Origin of the sequence: Streptomyces sp. NBC_00873 (genome assembly GCF_045207415.1) — a bacterium.
Lineage (GTDB): Bacteria > Actinomycetota > Actinomycetes > Streptomycetales > Streptomycetaceae > Streptomyces.
Genome location: NZ_CP108803.1, coordinates 885,984 through 906,925, shown reverse-complemented (window position 1 = coordinate 906,925; position 20,942 = coordinate 885,984). Strand labels below are relative to the sequence as shown.

Below are 20,942 nucleotides of genomic sequence, written 5' to 3'. Positions count from 1 at the left end.
TGACGTCTCGTCAGGTGAGGGATGGTCACACCGAGCGTTCACATGGGTGCATGACGTCTGTCACTTTCCTGCCATGCCGGATTCCGACAGCACCGACGGCTTCTCCAGAAGGTGCTTTCTTTGCAGACTCTTGGCCACGGCATAGCCAACCGCCTCACCCGTCCCACAAGGACGGCCGACGCGTCGGCTCCGCAGACCAAGGAGATTCCTGTGAAGAAGACCCTCGCCTGGGCCGTCACCCTCGTGACCGCGGCCACCTGCACCCTCGGCGCCGCCCTGCCGGCGGCGGCCGCGAACGACACGACGGCCACCGCCGCCACCGCCGCGGCCAACGGCTCCGCGATCGACACCTCCTCGCTCGACCCGAAGACGAAGGCCCTCGTCGACGAGATCCTCGCCAAGCTGCCGGCCAACTGGCAGGAGCGCCTCCAGACAGCAAACGCCAAGTACGGCATAGGCGACGCCCAGTGGACGGAGATCCGCGACAGCGTCATCAACCCGGGCGACTACAAGTGCCAGAGCACGGAGCTGACGGCCTACGCGAACACTCTGCTGGATGACGCCGAAGACCCGTTCGTCATTTTCATCCTCTCCCTGTTCGGCGGGTTCGACCTCCCCACGTACGATGCGCTGCTGTTCGGCAGCGAGTCCAAGGCCAACACCTTCGGTGTCAACGGCGAATACACCAACCAGCTGACGTCCGAGACCAAGGAACTCAAGAAGTTCTGGGACATCTACTCCGACGACATCCAGCTCATGCCGATGCACGGCGCCGACGTCTTCTCCTCGCCCGAGCGCGCTGCCCGCACCCTGGCCGTGCTCTACGGCGGCACGCCCGAGAGCAACCTCGACCTTGCCGAAACTTTCATCGAACTGATCAACTCCGAGCCCGTACTGAAGGGCGGCGCCAACCCGATCTTCACCTTCAACGCGTTCGCCTTCTCCGAGAAGGGCGACCCGCAGCCGCTGGGCATCTCCGACCGCATCGTCATGGGTGACGGCATCCTGGAGGCCATGCAGGCCATCGGTCTGGGCGACACCGCCCCGCGCGCCATCCTCGGCCACGAGTTCGGCCACCACGTGCAGTACGAGAACAACCTGTTCGACAACACCACGCTGACCGGGCCGGAGGCCACCCGCCGCACCGAGCTGATGGCGGACGCGTTCGGCACGTACTTCCTCACGCACTCGCGCGGCGAGGCTCTCAACACCAAGCGGGTGCTCGGCTCCGCCCAGTCCTTCTACCAGGTCGGCGACTGCAGCTTCCGCAGCAACGGGCACCACGGCACGCCCAACCAGCGGCTCGCGGCGTCCACGTGGGGCGCGAGCGTCGCCAACGACGCCGCCAACCAGGGCCACATCGTGCCGTCGATGAAGCTCGACGAGCTGTTCGAGGCGAAGCTCCCCGACTTCGTGAAGCCGGACGCGACGAACTGACGACCTGAGGACGTCACCCCGGGTGCGCGGCCCGGAGCCGGTGCGCGGCCATGGGGCCGCGCACCGGCCTCCCCATGGCCGCGCACCCGGGCCGCTTGCGTGCGTCTCCATCACGACGAGACGCACTACGTCTGTTCGCCAGTCCGGACACGGCGTCGCGGAGCCGGACCAGCGCGCATCCTCACCCGACGGGGTGGGGACGACTTCGCGTACCCGCTCGGCGCGTCGGGCCCGGTAGGCGGCCTGGTGACCGATGCCACCGGAGACGCGCTCAGCGAGCCGGCGTGACCAGCCCCGCCTCATAGACGGTGATCACGAGCTGAACCCGGTCCCGGGCGCTCCGCAGTCGCCGCCGCGAGCCGTTCGATGTCCGCCAGACCCGGCGAGGGCGCGAGCGGTGCGTGCCCCGAGGCCGCCGCGCCCAGGTCGGCCTGACGGAGCGCCACCAGGGTGCGCCGAAGGCCCGATCCGGCCGCCCAGGACGCCGATGGGGCGAGCCGTGGGGCGGTCCGGGTCGAGGGTGGTGAATCGTCCGTCGTGGAACACGGCCCGAGGGTCACAGGCGGCCGCGCCTGCCGTCCGGAGAATCCGGCATTCCAGCAGGCCACGGACCGAACGAGGTTAAACAAAAAGCTGAATGGTTGACCGGCTCGCAGGCGCAGGGTATGAGTTGGCTCCTTCCGTCCGGCCTGCGGACGGGGAAGCGCCTGGTCAGCTTGATCGCGAGAGGACGGGAATCGGTGCGGAACGACGGTGCGCTCCGCGAGTTGCGGCGACGGCATGAGCTGCTGGTGCTGACCACCCTGGTCGAGCGTGGTCCCTGCTCCCGCCGCGAGCTCGAGGATGCCACGGGGCTGTCGCGGACCACGATGTCGACCATCGTCGCCGACCTCGTCCGGCGTCGTGCCGTGGTGGGCGACGCGCTGCGACCGGCGTCGAGCCGGGGGAGGCCGACGACACTGATCAAACTGAATCCGCGTGCGGCGTCGGCGGTCGGGATGGAGCTGGGACGTGGCCATATCAGCGTCGCGATGGCCGACATCGGTCGCACTGTCCTTGCACACGTCACCGAGCCCGTCCGCGTCGACTGCGAACTGCCGGCACGGATGGACGCCGCTCTCTCCCTGCTGACGAAGGTCACACGCACGCACCGACTGGAACTCGAAGGGTTGGTGGCAGCAGGGCTCGGACTGTCGGGGCACCATCCCGATCCTGGAGCCGGCGGCCAATCAGCAGACGAAACGGTCGTCGGCGACCTGGTGGAGCGTCTGAAGGCGGCGCTCGACCTGCCCGTAACCTGGGACCACAACATTCGACTCGCCGCCGTCGCGGAGCGGGGGGCTGTCGAGCTGCCGGCCTGCGCCGACCTTGTGTATGTCGCGCTGTCCCACGGCGTCGGCAGCGGCATCGTGGTCAACGGAACACTCGCCCGCGGGGCCTCCGGTACACCCGACGGGGCGTGTACGTCCTCGCCGAGGACGCCGGCACCGTCGCCGGGATCGTGCTGCGCCGGCTCGACGTGCACGACGTGCACGGAATCCTCAACGGCCCTCGGGAGGCGAACGGCAAGTTCGGCAACGCCTCTGGCGGCATCGTCGTCGAGGCCGCCGGGTCGACCGTACCCACCTCGTTCACCGGTCTGCGCATTCTCAACAACACGATCCGGCGTGTTGACCGTGAAGGCATCTATGCCTGGTCGAACTGGTGCAACCGCGTCGAACTCGGCAACTTCTGGGCAGGGTTGTGCACGGCACCGTGGCACCCCTCCACCGGCCTGATTGTCCGCGGCAACATCCTCACCGACATCGGCGGCGACGGTATCGCGGTCAAGATGAACACCGACGCCCTGGTGGAGCGCAACAGCCTGGACGGGTACAACAAGCGCTCCGGTACCTACAACGCCGGTATGTGGACGGCGAACTCCGAACGCGTCACCATTCAGCACAACGTCGCTGCGCACGGCCACACCACGCTGGACGGCATGGCGTGGGACGTCGACCACGCCACCCGTAGCGTCGTGTTCCAATACAACCTCAGTCACGACAACGAAGGCGGCTGGTTGCTGCTGTGCCCGACCAGCACCGGAATCCGCGAGTTCGTCGTTCGCTACAACATCAGCGTCAACGATCACTTCCGTGGCGTGGAGAACTGCAGCGGAAACATCGAGTCTGGCCTGGTTCACAACAACACGATCTACATCGGCGACGGTGTGAAACAGGTCGTCGTCAACGAGAACAACACCCAGCCTCGTAACGTCCGTTTCGCCAACAACCTCGTTGTCCGTACCGGCACCGGCCAAGCGTCGCACCGCCTGATGAGCGGTCGGATGACCTTCGACCACAACCTGTTCTACGGTCTGCCCGCACCCGCCAACGCCACCGACACGGTCACCGGTGATCCTCGGTTCCGCTCTCCCGGTGGCGTCGACCCGGCCAGCTACCGGCTGAGCGACGGATCCCCCGCCATCGGTGCCGGGGCCGTTATCCCCGACAACGGCGGCCACGACTTCTTCGGTAACGACGTCCCGATCACCCAGCCACTCACCATCGGTGCCCACCAACGCGACTGACGGTCCGACGCCAGCGATGGGAGAAGGTCAGCCAGCGCTGACCCGCGCGCTCTGCGTCTGCGGCCCGCACCTACCTCCGGTGCGGGCCGCATCGCTGCTGTCGGACAGGTCAAGGCCGACCTGTTCTTCACGGACCTGGAGTACGCCGTCGTCGTGTTCGTCTTCTCCAAGGAGATGACGAACGAGAAGGAGTCCAAGAGGCGGGCAACTTGTCGGCGCGCGCCTTGAGTGTGGGTCCGACGGCTTGTCCGCATAGCCGACGACCACCGGCAGGCTGTCACTGCGGGAGTCGGCGTAGCCGTCCCTGATGAGCCGGGTGACATTGAACAGCTCGAGGTCGACGGCGTTGGAGGCAATGGCGTTCACTGCGTCGTCGGGGAGCACATACGTTTCCCCGTTCGGGCCGGACATCGTCTGGAAGCGCTTGTTCGCGCCTCCGGCGTCGGTTGGCTTACCTGTATGCGGGGTTGCCGCCGGCTGACAAAAAACGCTTGGACTCCGCCGGGGCTGTCGCGGGACACTGAGGTTCCGGGCCTGGCCTCCCCGTACTCGCACATATGCGTCGCCACGAGCTGCGCGGGGGCTCTGCCGCCGTGCCCCGCCTGCCGTATGACGACCCGAGCGACGCACTCACTCGAACTGAAGCTCCGCGCGGCCACTGAGGCAACGGCTTCACCCCGCAGAAGCACGAGGCGGGCTGCCGCACGACCACACAGGGTTGGTATGGGATCGCCTGAATCGCGCGAAGCACCGGGTAGGGGCTCGGTGCTCCTCGCACTTCGTTACTACGGACGGGAGTTGGCCAGGCTCCGGCGGCTGACGGTGCCCGCGATGCTGTTGCCGGCGCTCGGCAACATCGGCATTGCCTACATCGCGCCGCTGGTCGTCGCGAAGCTCGTCGGCCGAATCGCCGGCGACGCCGGTACCTCCATCGGCTCGACGCTGCCCTACGTCCTTGCCTTCGCCGGCGTGCTGCTCCTCGCGGAGACGCTGTGGCGTATCGGCCTGCACTTCCTGAACCGCCTCGACGCCCTTGGCATCGAGCACCTGTACGTAATCGGCATGGACGAACTGTTCGCCAAGGACGCCGCGTTCTTCCACGACAACTTTGCCGGCTCGCTGACCAAACGGGTCCTGAGCTTCGCCTCCCGCTTCGAGGAGTTCGTCGACACGCTGACGTTCTCGGTCGTGGGCAGCTTCGTGCCGCTGGTGTTCGGGTCCGTGGTGCTGTGGCGCTACGAACCGCTGCTCGTTGTCGGGTTATTGGCGATGATCGCGCTGACGGCGCTGTGTGTGACGCCCCTCATCCGTCGCCGCCAGTCGCTCGTCGACCAGCGGGAGGAGGCGATCGCCCGGGTGTCGGGCCACGTGGCCGACAGCCTGATGAACATGGACACGGTTCGGGCGTTCGCCGCTGAGGAACGCGAGGCCGCTGAGCACCGGTCCCGCGTCGCGGAGTCGCGGCGGCTCTCGTTGCGTTCGTGGGACTACGGCAACCTGCGGATTGACACGCTGGTCGCGCCGATGTCCGTGCTGACCAACGCGATGGGCCTGCTGCTCGCGGTTACTCTCGGCGGTGGTGGGCACGGTGTGGAGGCGGTCGTTGTCGCCTTTACGTATTACACCAACGCGACGCGGATCATGTTCGAGTTCAACCAGGTCTACCGCCGCCTGGAGAGGTCGATGACGGAGGCCGCGCAGTTCACCGAACTGCTCCTGACGCCGCCGACCGTGCTCGACCCGGCGTCGCCGGAGCCGCTGCTGTGCCGGGCCGCCGATGTCCGCTTCGAGCAGGTGACCTTCGCCCACGCGGGTGCGGTGCCGCTCTTCGAGCGCCTCGACCTGGCCGTGCACAGCGGGGCGAAGATCGGCCTCGTCGGCCGGTCCGGCGGGGGCAAGACCACGCTCACCCGGCTGCTGCTGCGGATGACGGACATCGACGCCGGCCGGATCCTGATCGGCGGTCAGGACATCAGCACGCTGCGTCAGGCCGATGTGCGCAGCCTGATCGCCTACGTGCCGCAGGACCCGGCGATGTTCCACCGCACGCTCCGGGACAACATCGCGTTCGCCCGGCCGGACGCCACCGACGCCCAGATCCGCCGCGCGGCCGAGGCGGCGCATGTCACGGAGTTCGCCGACGCGCTGCCGGACGGCTTCGACACCATGGTGGGCGAGCGCGGTCTCAAGCTGTCCGGGGGACAGCGCCAGCGGGTCGCCCTCGCCAGGGCGATTCTGCGCGACGCGCCGATCCTGCTGCTCGACGAGGCGACCAGCGCCCTGGACTCCGAGAGCGAGATTCTCGTCCAGGAGGCGCTGTGGCGGCTCATGGACGGGCGGACGGCGCTCGTGGTGGCGCACCGGCTGAGCACGGTCGCCACGATGGACCGGCTCGTAGTCCTGGACCGCGGTCGGATCGTCGAGCAGGGCACGCATCAGGAGCTGCTCGCGTCGGACGGCGCCTACGCGAAGCTGTGGCAGCACCAGTCGGGCGGCTTCCTCGACGACACTCCCGCGCCGCAGGCAGGCCTGCACTGAACGCTACGGGACAGCCCTCAGCCCGGTGGGTAAGGGTCTTGGAGTCCAGGTCGAACAGCGAGAACAGATAGCTTTTGGTCCCGGCCGACGCCCCGGACCACCGGATCGCGGGCGACTTGGGGCCGTACACCGTCGTACGCGTCTCCCGGGCGGGGCCGGTCCGTCACCGCTACGCTGTCGGGCGCACGCCGAGGTTCCCCCTTTCTTGCGGACAGGTGGTTGGATTTGCTGTACATCGCGTTCCTGCGCGGGATGAATGTGCCGGGCCGTTCGGTGAAGATGGAGTACTTGCGCAGCCTGTTCACGGACATGGGATTCGACTCCGTGCGCAGCTACATCCAGAGCGGGAACGTCTTCTTCGAGTCCGGCGAGACCGACCGTGCCGTGCTCAGTGACCGGATCGGTGACCATCTCGGAGAGACGCTCGGCTACGAGGTCGCGGTCTGTCTGCGTACGGTCCCGGAACTGGAGGCGCTGATCGCGCTCGACCCGTTCAAGGACGTCACGGTCACCCACGACATGCGCTGCTGCGTGGTGTTCACCACCGAGCGGATCGATTCGGACCTGGCTCTGCCACTGATCTCCCCGAAGAAGGACATGGAGATCATAGGCAGCACCGAGTACGACGCCTTTGTCGTCTGGTATCTGATCAACGGCAAGGCGCCCGCGGCCAAGGGCTTTCAGGAACGCGCGCTGGGCCGCGACGCGACGACGCGCTACTTCCACACCGTGGTGAAGATTCTCGACGCGGCCAAGAAGGGCGCGTCCTGACGCTCAATTCCGTGCTCGGCCAAGGCCGGCATCCCCTATCTGATTCCGGACGGGGAATCGCGGGTGGGCGACGCATGGCGAAATCTCCGGGATTCGCCGGAGCTGTTCACGATCGCCCCTTCTCGCGTGAGCCCGGGCCCGATCGGCAGCCTCGCCGGTATCGCCCTTCGACCCTCGCCGCCCATATCTGTCTCAGGGGGGCGCGTCTACAGGCGCGGCCACGGCCGGGCCCCGAGGCGTTCGATGTCGGTGTTGAAGCGCCTCAGACAGGAAGCGAAGGCGGCGATGTCGTCTTCCGGCCAATCGGCCATGACCCGGTCCAGGGAGCGGACGATGCCCTCCCTTTCCTTGTCGAGTACGCGTGTGCCCTCGTCGGTGATGCGGAACTTGCGGGCCATGCCGCCGCCAGGGTCCGGGATGCGCTCCACGAGTCCGGTGCGCATGATCGCAGCCGTCTGCCGGTTCAGGGTGGAGGCGTCCAGTCCGAAGGCGTCGCTGAGTTCACCGATCGACATCGGTCCCTGCATGCGAATGCGGCTGAGCAGGATGTAGGCGCTGCGCTCCAGGGCCCCGTCCTTGCGGTGTCTGCCTCGCTGGTTCACGAACGAGTGACGACTGAGCAGCATCTGCTCGTACTCAACCTCGTGTGTTGCCCGGGCCATGCGCCTGTCGCCTCCTGCCTGTCGCCGGGCCGCTCTCGCTCTCGTCCGGGCGGCCCGCTCTCCATTCTCTCATAGACGTGCACCATGCATGTAAAGTGCTCGACGCACAACATGTGTGTAATGCACAATGGCAGCTGTCACCCGTGGCGTTGGGTCCGGCGAAGGCGTGTGCCGCTTTCGGCGTGTCCGATGCCGTGCTCGGCCAGCGGGCCGACGCTCAGACCGAGTCGACGGCACTCGGCGAGCAGGCCGGGCAACGCATTCAGCGTGGCTCGCCACGCGCCTGGCGCGCTCCATCCGTCCGCGTCGTGCAGCAGCACCGTGCCACCGCCGGTCAGACCCGCGAGGACCGATGCCCTTACGGAGCGGGCATCGGCGTCCGCCGTCCAGTCCCGCCCCCATGCCGACCACAGCACTGGTCGCAGCCCGGCGCGGCGGGCAGCAGCCAGGCGGCCGCCGGTGAGGATGCCGTAGGGCGGTCGATACCACTGCGGGACGGTCCCGCAGATCTTCTGTACCGCGCCGACGGTTCGCGTCACCTCCCGTACGTCGCGCAGCGGTGTGGGGAACCAGGGGCGCTCGTGATGCCAGCCGTGCACCGCGACCTCGTGACCACCCGCCACAAGTGCCCGGCCAAGGGCGGGATGACGTTCCAGCGAGTCGCCGACGACGAAGAAGGTGGCCCACACCCGGTACTCGTCCAGGACGCGCAGGACGTGCGGGGTGCTGGCCGGGTCCGGCCCGTCGTCGAAGGTCAGTGCCACGTGAGAGGGATGACCGCGGCCGTCCAGCGCGGGGCTGAGGATCCTTCGTACGGGCGGCAGCCAGGTGGCGGCGGGCCCCATGTGCCACGCGGCAGCCACCCCGGCGGCCACACCCAGGGCGCCGGCCACCGCGCCGGACGACACCGCCGTCCGCCCTGCGGCGGAGCGTCTTACCATCGCTGTTCGTCCTTTCCGGAGACCACGGGGGAACTGCTCAGATGCACGCTGGCGAACGCGATGAGCCCGAGCGCCGCAGCCTCCGGCAGCACCCGCCAGCCCAGTTCGATCCGCTCCTCGAACAGCAAGACGCCCAGAATGACGCTCAGCAATGAGTCGCCGAGAGTGAGCGCGGGCTGCGACGCGGCGAGCGAGCCCGCCCGCAACGTGGCTTGCAGCATCAGGAACGAGCCCAGGCCGACGGCCGCGGCCGCGTAGATCTGCCACGTGGTGAACAGCACCCCGACTCCGCCGGACAGCAAGCCGAGCGTGTCCTTGATCAGCGCCGCGGTGAAGGAGAAGCCGATGGCGGTCGCCGACCCCAGCACCGCCGCACGGGCGGAGCCCCGCAACCCCATACCCACCACGATCAGCACGATTGACACGGCGGCGGCGGGCACAGCGCTGAGCAGCCACCTCTTCGGCGGCACGGTCTCCACGCCGCCGGTCGGACTGGCCAGCAGGAGGAAGGCCGCCAGGCCCAGCGCCATACTGAGGAACGCCGCCCAGGTCCGCGCCCCGGGCGGCCGCCGGAAGACGGCCGCAGCCAGCACCGACGTGAACAACAGCTCCGTCGTCATCACCGGCTGCACCACAGCCAGTGGCCCGGTCGCCAGGGCGAGGGCCTGCGCCGGCCCAGAGACGAGCAGCAGTCCCGCACCCCAGCGCCAGGCCGGCCGGCGGACGAAGCTCACGATCCCGAGGCGATGGCTGCCCGTGAGGCCAGGCAGGTCCGCCGCCGCGGCGTGGCGCTGCAGCACGGAGGCTGCCGCGTTCCCGAGCGCGGCGAACAGCGCCAGCACCACGGAGACGATGATCACGTGTCACCCACCCTGCGCGTGTGTCCATTGCCGGGGGCCTGCTCAGCCGAACCGCATGGCCAGCTTGCGGAAGAGCTGCGGAGCCACGCCCTGCAGCCGCCCCGGCACGCCCAGCCAGCGCGGCACGGTGATCTCGTCCCGGCCACCGGCGAGCGCCTTCTCGACCGCCGCCGCGACCCGCCCGGCGGGTACCGGCCGTGGCCAGGACCGCGTGTACGGGGTGCCACGGCGGGTGAAGAACGGCGTGTCCACGGGACCTGGCAGCACCAGGCAGACTTGGACGCCTGTGCCCCGGAGTTCGTAACGCAGGCTCTCCGCGAACGCGATCAGCGCGCCCTTCGTCGCCGCGTAGACCGCCTCGTCCCGTACACCGAACCGGCCGGCGACAGAGCCGATCAGCACCAGTCGGCCCGACCCGCGGGACACCATCTGCGGCAGCACCAGGCGGACGAGGTGGAGTACGGCGCAGATGTTGACACTCACCAGACGGTCCACCGTGGCGGGCGGCATGTCGGTGTACGCGCCCGCCCAGCCGAGCCCCGCTCCGGCGACGAGCGCGTCGACTCTTCCACTGTGCGCGAGTGCCGCCTCGGCCAGTTTGCGGCAGCCGTCCTCGGAGGCCAGGTCCATCGGCAGCGCGGCACCGGCGGTGCGGGCGGCGACACTGCCGAGCCGGTCCTCGTCCCGCCCGTTGAGCAGCAGCTCCCATCGCCCGCCGGCTGCGAGCCGTGACGCGACTTCGGCGCCGATACCGGAGGAGGCCCCGGTGATCAACACGACCGGCCGCGGGCCGAGGGCGGGCGGACCGGCCGCAACCGACTGCGTCGCGTCGGTCCCGGTCGCCGGGGTGCCGTGGGCTGGGTGGCTCTTGCGCATGGGCTTCCGTCCTCCGGGGCCGCCGACATCCTGGTGAAGCACCAGCCTGTAGCGGCCCGTACCGAGTCATCCTTCATGCAACCAGCGCACCGGCAAACGCGCTCGTCCGCGCCTGGGCTAACGTCCCGCCCGTCCGGGGTTGGCGCACCGGCCGTGATGCGACGAATATCCAAGAATGGGACGCCGGATTCTGATCGTCAGCGCGAGCATGGGCGCCGGACACGACGTCGTGGCCGCCGAACTGGCCGGGCGGCTGCGGGCCGGCGGCCATCTGACCGCGCGTGTGGACCTCCTCGACATGCTGCCGCCCGGCGCCGGGCGTGGGCTGCGCGCTGCATACTGCACGGCGCTCCGCCACTGCCCAGGGGCCTACGCGGCTGTCTACTCGGCATTTTTCCGCGACCGCGGAGATCAGCGCGACCGGAACGGCTGGGCGCCGAGCACCGGGCCGCTGGCGGCAGCCCTGGAGCCACGCCTGCGCGACGTCGTCGAGCGCTGGCGCCCGGATGCGCTCGTCTCCACCTTCCACCAGGCTGCTCAGGTCACAGGGCGGCTGCGGGCCCAGGGAGGTGACTGCCCGCCCAGCACGGTCGTGGTCACCGACTTCGCCGTGCACCGGCAGTGGCTCCATCCCGGCAACGACCTGCACCTGTGCCTGACCGAGGCCGCCGCGGCACGCGTCCGTGCCAGGACCGGACGCCCGGCGGAGGTGTGCGGCCCGGTCGTGCCTCCGGCCTTCGCCGCGGCGGCCCACGAGAATGCGGGCGAGCGGCCGTCGCGCTGGGCGCGGGAGTTCGCGCTGCGCGGCCCCGGCCGGCCTGCCGTGCTGCTTTCGGCCGGTGCCTGGGGCGTGGGACAGGGGCTGACTGCCACCGCGCTCCTGCTCGCCGGCGCAGGCCACCTCCCGGTGCTGCTGTGCGGCAAGGACGAACGACTGCGGGCCCGCGCTGCGATGCTTCCCGGCGTCCTGGCGCTGGGCTGGGTCGAGGACCTGCCTGAGCTCATGGCGGCATCGAGCGCCCTGGTGGACAACGCCGCGGGGCAGACGGCTGTGCAGGCCCTCGCCGCCGGCGTACCGGTCGTCGGATACCGGCCGATCCCCGGCCACGGCGCCGAGGGCGTCGGTGAGATGGCCGCCGCAGGCCTCACCGAACACGCTGCCGACACGATCGGGCTGCTCAGTTCACTGGACCGGCTGCTGCGCCCCGGCCCCGAGCGGGACCGACGGATCGCCGCCGGGCAGGCTGTCTTCACCGCAGACGCGGCCGAACTGGTTGCCTGGTGAGTCCGAGGGGAGAAGTACGGCAACTGGAGGACTGCAACCGGCTGCGGATGTGGGCCGCCGACGGTTCCTGGCTGCGCACGTTCACCGCGCTGGTGGCTCGGGCAAACACGGACGAGGACCTGAACCGTGTCGTCGCGGTGGACTCCACGATCCTGCGGGTCAGGAGGTGCCCGCCGGTGTCGGTGGAGCGCTGCCGGCAGGGGGCGGCTCGAAGGCGGTCGGGAGCGCGCCGGGGGTGACCGGGGTCCGCTGGCCGGAGCCGGTGACCGGGAGGCGGGCGCCGTCGAGAGCCGGGTCCACGTACTCGGCGAACCAGGCGTCGAGCCGGGTGGCGAGTTCGGTGCGGACGGCCGTGTGGAGCGGTGCGTCGGCGAGGTTGTGCTCCTCGCCCGGATCATGGGCCAGGTCGTACAGCTCGTGCGGGCCGTGCGGGTAGCGGTGGACGTATTTCCAGTCCCGGGTGCGGATCATGCGTACCGGCCCGTACTCGTCGTAGACGACGATCCGCTCCCGTTCGTCGCCGTCGCCGTCGTCCGTACCGGTCAGGATGTCCGCGAAGGACCGGCCCGGCAGCCGGGGGTCGTGGTGGTGCTCGAGCCCGAGGTGGTCGACGAGCGTCGGCAGGACGTCGTACTGCGACAGCAGGGCGTCGCAGTGGCGCCCGGAAGGGATGCGGCCGGGTTGGGAGATCAGACAGGGCACGAGGACCGAACTGTCGTACATGTTCTGCGGGAACGTGCCGTTGCCCTTGCCCCAGATGCCGTGGTGTCCGGCGTTGAAGCCATTGTCGCTGGTGAAGATCACGAGGGTGGATCCGGTGAGGCCGAGGGCGTCGAGCCGGTCCAGAACCCGGCCGATGGCGGCGTCCATGGCGGTCGTGGCGGCGAAGTAGCCGATCAGGGCCTGCCGGGTGTCGCTCTCGCCGCCGACCGGTGAGCCGTCCTCGGCCAGCGGCTGCCACGGGTGCGCCGGCCCCTGCGGGCAGGTGTCGAAAGCGCAGTCCTCGTACAACGCGGTGTACTGGTCGGGGTGTTGTCCGCGCCACGGCTTGTGCGGCGCGGTGAAGTGCAGGGAGAGATGGAAGGGCTCGGGGCGCTCGGACTCGGCGGTGAGGAACTCCTCGGCGTCGGCGGCGAGCGCGTCGGTGAGATAGTCCGGCTCCTCCGTCCGTGTTCCGTCGCGGTACATCGGCGCGCCGTAGTACGGGCCGCCGCCGCTCTCATGGGCGTACCAGTGGACGAAGCCCTTGCGGGGACGGTCGTTGGCGCCCAGATGCCACTTGCCGCTGAGACCGAGCCGGTATCCGGCGTCCGCGAGCAGATCGGTGAAGAGCATGCGTCCGGAGAGGAAGTCGATGCCCGTGCGCCCGGCGTGATGGTACGAGAGCCAGTCGTGGACCCCGTGCTGGGAGGGCAGTTCCCCGGTGAACAGGGACGCGCGGGCCGGCGAGCAGACCGGTGAGGTGCAGAAGAAGCGGCTGAAGCGGATTCCCCGGGCCGCCAGGGCGTCCAGGTGCGGGGTGTGGATCTCGTCGTTGCCCGCGCACCCCATCGCCCACTGCCCCTGGTCGTCGGAGAGGATGAGCAGGATGTTGGGGCGGTCTGGGTCGCGGCTGGCCAAGGGATCCTCCTCGAACGGTGGCCGTGAGGGCCTGGACGGGCAGAACGCCCGTGCCGATGGAGTCCGCCGCAGCGTGGGTACGGGGGCTTCGTCATGGAGCACGGGGCCGGGGCGTGGCCTGCTGCCGGTCCGTATGAGCTGTCTGTGCTGCGTGAGAGCGAGCGCCCCGCATGTCCTGAGTCTGGAGGTCGGCTGCGCATCGAGTCAACTGCTCACCGGGTAATGAATCCCCCATGAATGCTGCGGTCACCTGGCGATCAGCCGAGGTGCGGATGGCTCCTTACGCTCGGCTGACCGCTGGCTGCGCCCATCCAGTCGTTCATTCATTGGTAATTCATGTTCTCTAATGGCGATTGACTGCTCGATGAATGGCTGGAAATCATAGGCCCAATCTTTCCGGCCCCGCCTCAGACCGCAGTCCCCGAGGAGAGCTATGCCCACCGACAGCCAGCCCGTCAGCTCTGCCCGCATCTCGCGCCGAGCTGTCCTCACCACCGCCCTCGCCGCCTCCGTCGGTCTCACCGTGGCCGCCTGTTCCCCCGGTGCGTCCTCCACCGGGGGCGGCGGTGACTCGTTCACGTACTGGTCCATGTGGAAGCAGAACGAGCCACAGGCCAAGGTGCTGCAGGCGGCGATCACCCGGTTCACCAAGGACACCGGCATCAAGGTCAGCATCCAGTGGAAGGGCCGACAGGTCATCCAGCAGCTGGCGCCCACTCTGAACACCGCCAACGTCCCGGCCGACCTCGTCGACTCCGCGGACCGCTTCGCCTATGCGCAGCTCCAGGCCACCGGCCAGGCGCTCGACCTCACCCCGCTGCTGAGCGAGGCGATACCCGGGGAGAGCGGCAACACCGTCGGCAGCGTCGTCCCGGCCCGTTACCGCGATCTGAACACGACCGACGGCACCCTCTGGCAGATTCCGTACGAGGTGCTCACCACCCAGATCTGGTACGACGGGAAGACCCTGCCCGACGTGGCCGCCAACCCGCCCGCGACCTGGAAGGCGTTCACCGAACTGCTGGCCCGGCGGAAGCAGGTGCTCGGTGACGGTCCGCTCGCACTCGACGGGGACATCCCCGATTACGCCGCCTACTGGACCTATTACGCCGTCCTGCGCGGACTGGGCCCCGGGGCCTTCGGCAAGGCGGCCATGGACAGGACCGGAGCCGCGTTCGAGGCCGAGGGCTTCGTCGACGCGCTCCGGCACATCGAGAATCTGATCGGCGCCGGCGACTTCACGTCCGGGTACGACGGCTCCAAGTGGCCCGCCGTGCAACAGAAGTGGGCCAAGGGAAAGTCCGACTTCCTGCTGCTGGGCACCTTCGCGCCCAGCGAGACAGCCGAGTTCGCCTCCTCCGGCTTCCGCTACCGGTCCTTCCCCTTTCCGGCGTTCACCGGCGGCGGCGAGGCGGCCCAGGACATCTCGCTCATCGGCTTCTCCATCCCCAAGAAGGCCAGGAACAGCGCCGCCGCGCAGAAGTTCATCGCCTACTTCCTCGCCAAGCGCCAACTGTCGGGCATCTCCGACCAGGCCAAGAACATCACCCCGCGCACCGACATCACCGCCCCCGCCGAGCTGGCCGACGCCCAGAAGGCCCTCGCCTCCGGCACCATCGTGAAGACCCTGGACGGCGTCAAGGAAACCGCCGCCGAGTGGTACACCAAGGTCTTCCAGCCGCTGAACACGAGCTTCATCACCGGTCACCTCACCGCCAAGGAATTCGCCGGCAAGCTCAAGTCCGCGTCCGCCGCCTACTGGAAGACCGCCTCGTGACGGCCGACGCCGCCGACGGGCTGCGGACCCGTCGGTGGACGTCCGCCTCGCGGACGGAGGCGCGCCCCAGCCCGCTCGCCGCACGGCGCCGCCGGCTGTTCTGGCCGCTCCTCGTGCCCGCAGTCATCGTCTACGTCGTCTTCTTCGCCGGCCCCTCCCTGTACACGGTGTGGCTCAGCTTCAACGAGTGGGGCGGCGCCGGTCCCATGAGCTTCGTCGGGATCGACAACTACCAGCGCCTGCTGGAGGATCCGACGTTCCGGCAGTCCTTCACCAACACCCTGTGGATCATCCTCGGCGTCGGCGGGCTGACCTTTCTGGTCTCATTCGCGCTGACCATGGTGCTCCGCGACATGAAGGGCCGCAAGGCCGCCCGGTCCATCCTCTTCTTCCCCAACATCGTCCCCAGCATCGCCCTGTCGATCCTGTGGGGTTTCCTCTTCCAGCACGACGGACTCGCCGACGCCCTCGTCGGGGCGCTGGGGATGGAGCACCCGCCGAACTGGCTGGGGCAGAGCACCATCTTCCGGGTCATCATGATCGGCCTGGTGTGGACCTCGACCGGCTTCTACACCACCATCCTGATGGCCGCAGTCGACCAGATCCCGCCCGAGCTGTACGAGGACTGCGACCTCGCCGGAGCCAACGCCTTCCAGAAGTTCCGGCATGTGACCCTGCCGCTGATGTGGGACGTGGTCGGCATCTGCGCGGTGCTCTGGACCATCAGCGCCGTCAAAGTCTTCGAGTTCATCTACGCCTTCGCCGGCGCGGCGGGCCAGATGCCCGACACCGGCGTGTGGAACACCGCCCTCTACACCTACGGTGAGGCATTCGCCTCGGGCGGCGTACCGCGCTACGGCTCCGCCGCAGCGAGTGCCGTGGTCATGGTCACCCTGGTCGGCGTCCTCGTCGTGCTGATCCGGCGCGTCATGCGGCGCGACACCGTGCAGTTCTGACCGCCGGGCGCACCGTTCCCCAGCCCATCGTCTCCCGAAGCCCGTTGTTTCCCGAGAACCCCAGGAGGCCCGCCGCCATGGCCGTCATTACATCCGGTCGCCCGACCGGCCGCCTCGCCCGCCTGCGCGGCCGGCTCACCGCCACCCGTGTCCTCGGAGTGCCCCTGGTCTGGGCCTTCGCCGGCTTCAACATCCTCACCGGGTTGTGGCTGCTGCTGTCGTCGCTGAAGAGCGCGAGCGAGATCTTCAGCTCCCCGTGGGAGTTGCCGCACACCCTGCACTGGGACAACTACGCACGGGCCTGGACCGGCGGCCTCTTCGGACAGGCCGCCCTCAACACCCTGGTCGTCGTGGCCGGCACCGCGGTGGGCACCCTCGTCCTCGCCGCGCCCGCCGCGTACGTCCTCAGCCGCGTCACCACCCGTTTCAACGGCGGCTTCATCCTCTTCTTCGCCCTGGGCCTCGGTATCCCCGCGCAGGTGGTGATGCTGCCCCTGTTCGTGGTCATGAACAAGCTGTTCCTGGTCGACAGCCTCTTCGGACTCATCGTGGTCTACGTGGCGACCTCGCTGCCCTTCGCCGTGTTCTTCCTCACCGGGTTCTTCTCGACCCTCCCGGTGGAACTGGAAGAAGCGGCCGCGCTGGACGGGGCGTCCGCGTTCCGCACCTTCTGGCAGGTGATGCTGCCGCTGGCCCGCGGCGGACTGGTCACCGTCCTGATCCTCAATATCATCCAGCACTGGGGCGAGACCGTCTTCGCGCTGGTCTTCATCCAGAACACCGATCACCAGACCCTCTCCCTCGCCCTTCTCGGCTTCCTCCAGCAGATGCAGTACAACGGCGCCGACTGGGGCGGCCTGTTCGCCGGCGTGGCCGTGGTGGTCCTGCCGGTGCTCGCCTGCTACGTATGGCTCGGCCGCCGGATCATCGAAGGCATGACCGTCGGCTCCGTCAAGTGACAGGCAGAGGAGACGTCATGGCCGACCGGCCACATCCGTCAACGGCACACATCGCCGAAGGCACGAAAGACCTGAAGTTCCGCCAACTCGCCCACGAAATACGCCAACAGATCCGGGACGGCGTCTGGCCCGTCGGCGGCCGAGTGCCCACGGAAAAGCAACTCGCCCTCAACAGCGGCACATCGGTCAGTACCGTACGGCGCGCCGTCGACGAGCTCATCGCCGAAGGACTCGTCGTACGACGCCAGGGATCGGGCACCTTCGTGCTGCCGCCCGACGCCCCCGGCACCGGCCGTGCCCTGATCGGCGTCCTCGTCCCCGACACCACCTTCTACTACCCCCAGATCCTCCAAGGCATCGAGGAAGGACTGTCCACCGCCGGTGCGCGACTGCTCCTCACCTGCTCCGGTTACGATCAGGAGCGCGAGGCCCGCGACATGCAGGACATGCTCGACGCCGGCACCGACGGGCTGCTGCTCGTGCCCACGCTCACCGGGCCCGAACCGGCGGACCGGTACCTCGCGCGTCTCGCCGAACTTCCCGTGCCGGTCGTCCTGGTCGAGCGCCGGAGCACCTCCCTGAGCGACACCAACGAGTACGTCTGCACCCACCACGAGGCCGGCGCCTACGACGCCGTCCGGCATCTCGCCGGACTCGGCCATCGGTCCATCGGCCTCGTCCTGCGCGCCCCGAGCCCCACCGCACCTCCGGTGATCGAGGGCTACCGGCAAGCGGTGCACGAACTGGGCTGTTCCGCAGCCGAGTTCCGTGCCACCCGGCAGGAGTGGAGCCCGGCGGCGGCCGACCGCTGCCTCGCTGTGCTCCGGGAGGCGGGCGTCACCGCAGCCGTGTGCTTCGGCGACCGGCAGGCTGCGCTCCTGGAAGGCGCCGCCCGCCGGACCGGACTCACCGTCCCCGACGACCTCGCCCTGGTCGCGTACGACGACGAGATCGCCGACCTCGCCGACATTCCGCTCACCGCGGTCGCACCGCCCAAACACCTGCTGGGCAGAACGGCCGCCGAGACGCTGCTGCGGCGGCTGGGCGAACCCGGACTGGCCCGCCACCGCATCCTGCTGCGCCCCAGCATCACCGTCCGCCAGTCCTGCGGGGTGCGGACGACCAACACCGGCACCACACCGAAGCAACAGGAGATCACCTCGTGACGGACATACGGCTCGGCCTGATCGGAGCAGGCGCGGTCGCCGCCCTGCACGCGCAGGCCGCCCAAGGCATCCCCGGCGTGCGGGTCACCGCTGTCTGCGACCTCGTAGCGGCCACGGCACGGAGTGTCGCCGGGCCTCTGGGAGCAGCCGAGTTCACCGACCACCGTGCGCTGATCGCCTCCGGGACGGTCGACGCCGTCGTGGTCAACACGCCGCACGCCCTGCACACCGCGATCGTCACCGACTGCGCAGCGGCCGGACTGCACGTCCTGGTGGAGAAGCCCATGGCCACCACCTCCGCGGACTGCGAGATCATGGACCGCGCCTGTCAGGACGCCGGCGTCGTCCTCTTCGTGGGGCACATCCAGCACTTCCTGCCGCCGATGGTGGCCGCCAAGGCCGCGCTCGACGCGGGCGCCATCGGTTCACTGCTGGCCGTCAGCGACTGGCGCAGCACCGACTACCGGCCCGGGAGCCGCCCTGCCTGGTTCTTCGATCCGGCCGTGTCCGGCGGTGGCGTCTTCATCAACATCGGCACCCACTGTGTGGACCGATTGCTGTGGCTGGCCGGACGGCGGGTCCTCGCGGTCAGCGCCACCGCCGCCCACCGGGCGAACACGCCGGCACGCATCGAGACCGATGTCCTGGCCCGCGTGGAGCTGGAAGACGGTCTCGTCGGGCACATCGGCATCACCAGCACCACGCTGCCCGCCCGTGACGAACTCACACTGATCGGCGAACGCGGAGCCATCCGGGTCGCCCGCGGCTCCGGCGCGACCCTGCACCCGGACGACGCCCCCACGGGCGGCTCCACCGTCCTGGCCGCGGAGTCCGACGGCGACATCCCCCGGGCCTTTGGCGACCAACTGGCCGCGTTCGCAGCCGCGGTGCGCGGACAGCAGCCTCCAGCCGTCACCGCCGAGTACGGGCGGCAGGTCATCGAGGTCGTCGAAGCCACCTACCGGTCCACCGCCGCCGGAGAGCGCGTCGCTCTGACTGCCAGGCTGGGAGGCACCCCTGCCTGAGCGCAGGGCCGACGCGTCCCCGGAGCCCGCGCTCAGCAGCCCCGCCTGCCCGGAGACGTCCGGGCAGGCGGTCGCGGCCGACCTCGGCGGTACGCACATCAAGGCGGCGCCGGTCGTCCATGACGGCACCGCGCTCCGTCGCGTGCGCAGAGCCACCCGCCGCGCACGCGGCCCGAGACCATCCTCGACCGGGTGGCGCAGACCGCGGCGTGTCCGGCGCCGAGTGCCCCGCCGTGCACTGACGTGGAATGTGGACCCGCAGGGGGAGAGCGGAACAGCATAGCCACTCGTCCGGCGCCGCCATCAGCGCGGTGGTCAGATGCGGAGGCGTGGGCGTCGAACAGAAACGTGCCCGCCTCTCATGGACGCCGCCTTCGCCGCCTGTCCCGGAACGGCGGCCCTGCGAGGCCACTACCGACGCACCGATGCGGTGACGGTGTTACCGAGCTTCCTGCGCCGGCCGTGCCAGCTCGACATTGAACTGGGCCCCGGCCAGCAGAGCGAGATTGGTGAACCAGACCCAGATCAGGAAGACGACCAGCCCGGCGAGCGATCCGTACAGCCGGCTGTAGGAACCGATGTGGGTGGCGTACAAGGTGAACCCGGCCGATGCCACGAGCCACAGGGACGCGGCGAGCACTCCGCCGGGCAGCCCTCGCCGCAGTCCTCTGGCCGCCTCCGGGCCGGTACGGAACAGCACCGCGATCAGACAGGCGACGAGAAATATCAGGATGGGCCACTTCAGCACCGTCCAGACCGTGTCACTTGCGTGTGAGAGGCCCATTCTGTGTCCCAGCCAGTGGGCCAGCGGCCCGGTCAGCACCAGCGCGAACGCGCTGGTCATCAGCAGCAGGAGCAGTCCGACGGCGGTGGTCACGATGATGTGCGCCTTGCGCAGCGCGGGCCGTGTGTCGCGGACGCCGTACAGGGTGTGCAGAGTACGGCGGAAGACGGCCAGATAGCTGCAGGCGGACCACACGGCGCTGACGGTCCCCGTCGCGACCAGCAGCCACACGGCGCCGTGTTCCTGGGTCGCGGCCTCCAGGGGGCCGCGCAGCGCGGCGCCGGACTCCGCGGGGGCGAAGGCCGTGATGTCGGCGATCAGGGCGTCGGTTGCTCGGGGGTTGGCCAGGCCGATGAGGGAGACGGTGACCAGGAGCGCCGGGAGCAGGGCGAGGATGGCGTAATACGTCAGGGCGGCGGCCCAGTCCGAGAGGTCGTCGTTCCACAGGGAGACGGGGGTGCGGCGCAGGGCGGCCCGGTAGTGGGCCGCCCGCCCGGAGGGCGCGCCCTGGCCGGGGACGTGTCCTGAGGCGGTGGGTGTGGTCTTGCTGGGCACACTGGTCTCCGGGGGACGTGATCAGGCACGGCTCGGCCTGGCGGCGCCGGGGGAGGCAGCGGATCCCCCGCAGTACGGACCTCCTTTGCCACCACCCTTCCTCATGCCTTCGATCATGGGTCGTACTCCTGCCGTGTCCAGGGCCACCTGGGCCTTCGGCA

Annotated in this window: 18 protein-coding genes; 11 read left to right on the top strand and 7 right to left on the bottom strand. The window is 69.4% G+C overall.

Features of this window, described 5'->3' with window-relative positions:
• Positions 1 to 120 precede the first annotated feature (120 nt).
• The 3 genes from OH809_RS04290 (at position 121) to OH809_RS04280 (ending at position 4,006) form a co-directional block, all read left to right on the top strand.
• Positions 121 to 1,437 (top strand): hypothetical protein, encoded by a 1,317-nt coding sequence (locus tag OH809_RS04290; RefSeq protein WP_406423843.1) that lies wholly within the window; start codon positions 121 to 123, stop codon positions 1,435 to 1,437.
• A gap of 665 nt (positions 1,438 to 2,102) precedes the next feature.
• On the top strand, positions 2,103 to 3,215 hold the full coding sequence (locus OH809_RS04285; protein ID WP_406514842.1) for an ROK family transcriptional regulator: 1,113 nt from the start codon (positions 2,103 to 2,105) through the stop codon (positions 3,213 to 3,215).
• Positions 3,179 to 4,006, top strand: coding sequence for a hypothetical protein (locus tag OH809_RS04280; RefSeq protein WP_406423846.1), 828 nt, complete (start codon positions 3,179 to 3,181; stop codon positions 4,004 to 4,006). The genes OH809_RS04285 and OH809_RS04280 overlap by 37 nt, the downstream gene beginning before the upstream one ends.
• Positions 4,007 to 4,033: 27 nt before the next feature.
• On the opposite strand, the gene OH809_RS04275 is transcribed toward OH809_RS04280, so the two are convergent.
• Positions 4,034 to 4,390, bottom strand: a complete 357-nt coding sequence (locus OH809_RS04275) for a hypothetical protein (RefSeq protein ID WP_406423848.1) — start codon at positions 4,388 to 4,390, stop codon at positions 4,034 to 4,036.
• A gap of 339 nt (positions 4,391 to 4,729) precedes the next feature.
• Here OH809_RS04275 and OH809_RS04270 point away from each other — a divergent pair, with 339 nt between their 5' ends.
• A complete protein-coding gene (locus OH809_RS04270) occupies positions 4,730 to 6,544 on the top strand; it encodes an ABC transporter ATP-binding protein (protein WP_406423850.1) in 1,815 nt (604 codons plus the stop codon).
• A 225-nt stretch (positions 6,545 to 6,769) separates the two neighbouring features.
• Complete coding sequence (locus OH809_RS04265) at positions 6,770 to 7,315, top strand: DUF1697 domain-containing protein (RefSeq protein ID WP_406423852.1); 546 nt, start codon at positions 6,770 to 6,772, stop codon at positions 7,313 to 7,315.
• A gap of 206 nt (positions 7,316 to 7,521) precedes the next feature.
• On the opposite strand, the gene OH809_RS04260 is transcribed toward OH809_RS04265, so the two are convergent.
• From OH809_RS04260 to OH809_RS04245, 4 genes are all read right to left on the bottom strand, one after another.
• Positions 7,522 to 7,977 carry a MarR family winged helix-turn-helix transcriptional regulator gene (locus OH809_RS04260; RefSeq protein WP_406423854.1) on the bottom strand — a complete coding sequence of 152 codons (456 nt, stop codon included), beginning with the start codon at positions 7,975 to 7,977 and terminating at the stop codon, positions 7,522 to 7,524.
• A gap of 137 nt (positions 7,978 to 8,114) precedes the next feature.
• Positions 8,115 to 8,918: a polysaccharide deacetylase family protein gene (locus OH809_RS04255; RefSeq protein ID WP_406423856.1), complete on the bottom strand. Its 804-nt coding sequence runs from the start codon at positions 8,916 to 8,918 to the stop codon at positions 8,115 to 8,117.
• Entirely contained in the window at positions 8,912 to 9,778 is an 867-nt protein-coding gene (locus OH809_RS04250) for a DMT family transporter (protein ID WP_406423858.1), read from the bottom strand. Before OH809_RS04250 ends, OH809_RS04255 begins: the two co-directional genes overlap by 7 nt.
• 42 nt (positions 9,779 to 9,820) lie before the next feature.
• Positions 9,821 to 10,654, bottom strand: a complete 834-nt coding sequence (locus tag OH809_RS04245) for an SDR family NAD(P)-dependent oxidoreductase (RefSeq protein ID WP_406423860.1) — start codon at positions 10,652 to 10,654, stop codon at positions 9,821 to 9,823.
• Between the two features lie 175 nt (positions 10,655 to 10,829).
• On the opposite strand from OH809_RS04245, the gene OH809_RS04240 reads away from it, so the two are divergent.
• Complete coding sequence (locus OH809_RS04240; protein WP_406423862.1) at positions 10,830 to 11,939, top strand: MGDG synthase family glycosyltransferase; 1,110 nt, start codon at positions 10,830 to 10,832, stop codon at positions 11,937 to 11,939.
• 159 nt (positions 11,940 to 12,098) lie between these two features.
• Here the strand turns inward: OH809_RS04240 and OH809_RS04235 are convergent, their stop codons facing one another.
• Positions 12,099 to 13,559, bottom strand: coding sequence for a sulfatase-like hydrolase/transferase (locus OH809_RS04235; protein WP_406423864.1), 1,461 nt, complete (start codon positions 13,557 to 13,559; stop codon positions 12,099 to 12,101).
• 433 nt (positions 13,560 to 13,992) lie between these two features.
• Between OH809_RS04235 and OH809_RS04230 the strand changes: the two genes are divergently transcribed.
• From OH809_RS04230 to OH809_RS04210, 5 genes are all read left to right on the top strand, one after another.
• A complete protein-coding gene (locus tag OH809_RS04230; RefSeq protein WP_406423866.1) occupies positions 13,993 to 15,336 on the top strand; it encodes an ABC transporter substrate-binding protein in 1,344 nt (447 codons plus the stop codon).
• Positions 15,333 to 16,292, top strand: a complete 960-nt coding sequence (locus OH809_RS04225; protein WP_406423868.1) for a carbohydrate ABC transporter permease — start codon at positions 15,333 to 15,335, stop codon at positions 16,290 to 16,292. The genes OH809_RS04230 and OH809_RS04225 overlap by 4 nt, the downstream gene beginning before the upstream one ends.
• 77 nt (positions 16,293 to 16,369) lie before the next feature.
• Positions 16,370 to 17,251 carry a carbohydrate ABC transporter permease gene (locus tag OH809_RS04220; protein WP_406423870.1) on the top strand — a complete coding sequence of 294 codons (882 nt, stop codon included), beginning with the start codon at positions 16,370 to 16,372 and terminating at the stop codon, positions 17,249 to 17,251.
• Between the two features lie 17 nt (positions 17,252 to 17,268).
• Entirely contained in the window at positions 17,269 to 18,417 is a 1,149-nt protein-coding gene (locus tag OH809_RS04215; RefSeq protein ID WP_406423872.1) for a LacI family DNA-binding transcriptional regulator, read from the top strand.
• Entirely contained in the window at positions 18,414 to 19,442 is a 1,029-nt protein-coding gene (locus OH809_RS04210; RefSeq protein WP_406423874.1) for a Gfo/Idh/MocA family protein, read from the top strand. Before OH809_RS04215 ends, OH809_RS04210 begins: the two co-directional genes overlap by 4 nt.
• 439 nt (positions 19,443 to 19,881) lie before the next feature.
• Here OH809_RS04210 and OH809_RS04205 read toward each other — a convergent pair whose 3' ends face one another.
• Positions 19,882 to 20,781: a YihY/virulence factor BrkB family protein gene (locus OH809_RS04205; RefSeq protein ID WP_406423876.1), complete on the bottom strand. Its 900-nt coding sequence runs from the start codon at positions 20,779 to 20,781 to the stop codon at positions 19,882 to 19,884.
• Positions 20,782 to 20,942: the final 161 nt, after the last annotated feature.

Excerpts from the sequence above, each read along its gene's own strand:
- OH809_RS04285 (WP_406514842.1), top strand. The coding sequence starts at position 2,103 with ATGAGTTGGCTCCTTCCGTCCGGCCTGCGGACGGGGAAGCGCCTGGTC.
- OH809_RS04270 (WP_406423850.1), top strand. The coding sequence starts at position 4,730 with ATGGGATCGCCTGAATCGCGCGAAGCACCGGGTAGGGGCTCGGTGCTC.
- OH809_RS04260 (WP_406423854.1), bottom strand. The coding sequence starts at position 7,977 with ATGGCCCGGGCAACACACGAGGTTGAGTACGAGCAGATGCTGCTCAGT.
- OH809_RS04255 (WP_406423856.1), bottom strand. The coding sequence starts at position 8,918 with ATGGTAAGACGCTCCGCCGCAGGGCGGACGGCGGTGTCGTCCGGCGCG.
- OH809_RS04245 (WP_406423860.1), bottom strand. The coding sequence starts at position 10,654 with ATGCGCAAGAGCCACCCAGCCCACGGCACCCCGGCGACCGGGACCGAC.
- OH809_RS04240 (WP_406423862.1), top strand. The coding sequence starts at position 10,830 with ATGGGACGCCGGATTCTGATCGTCAGCGCGAGCATGGGCGCCGGACAC.
- OH809_RS04230 (WP_406423866.1), top strand. The coding sequence starts at position 13,993 with ATGCCCACCGACAGCCAGCCCGTCAGCTCTGCCCGCATCTCGCGCCGA.
- OH809_RS04220 (WP_406423870.1), top strand. The coding sequence starts at position 16,370 with ATGGCCGTCATTACATCCGGTCGCCCGACCGGCCGCCTCGCCCGCCTG.
- OH809_RS04215 (WP_406423872.1), top strand. The coding sequence starts at position 17,269 with ATGGCCGACCGGCCACATCCGTCAACGGCACACATCGCCGAAGGCACG.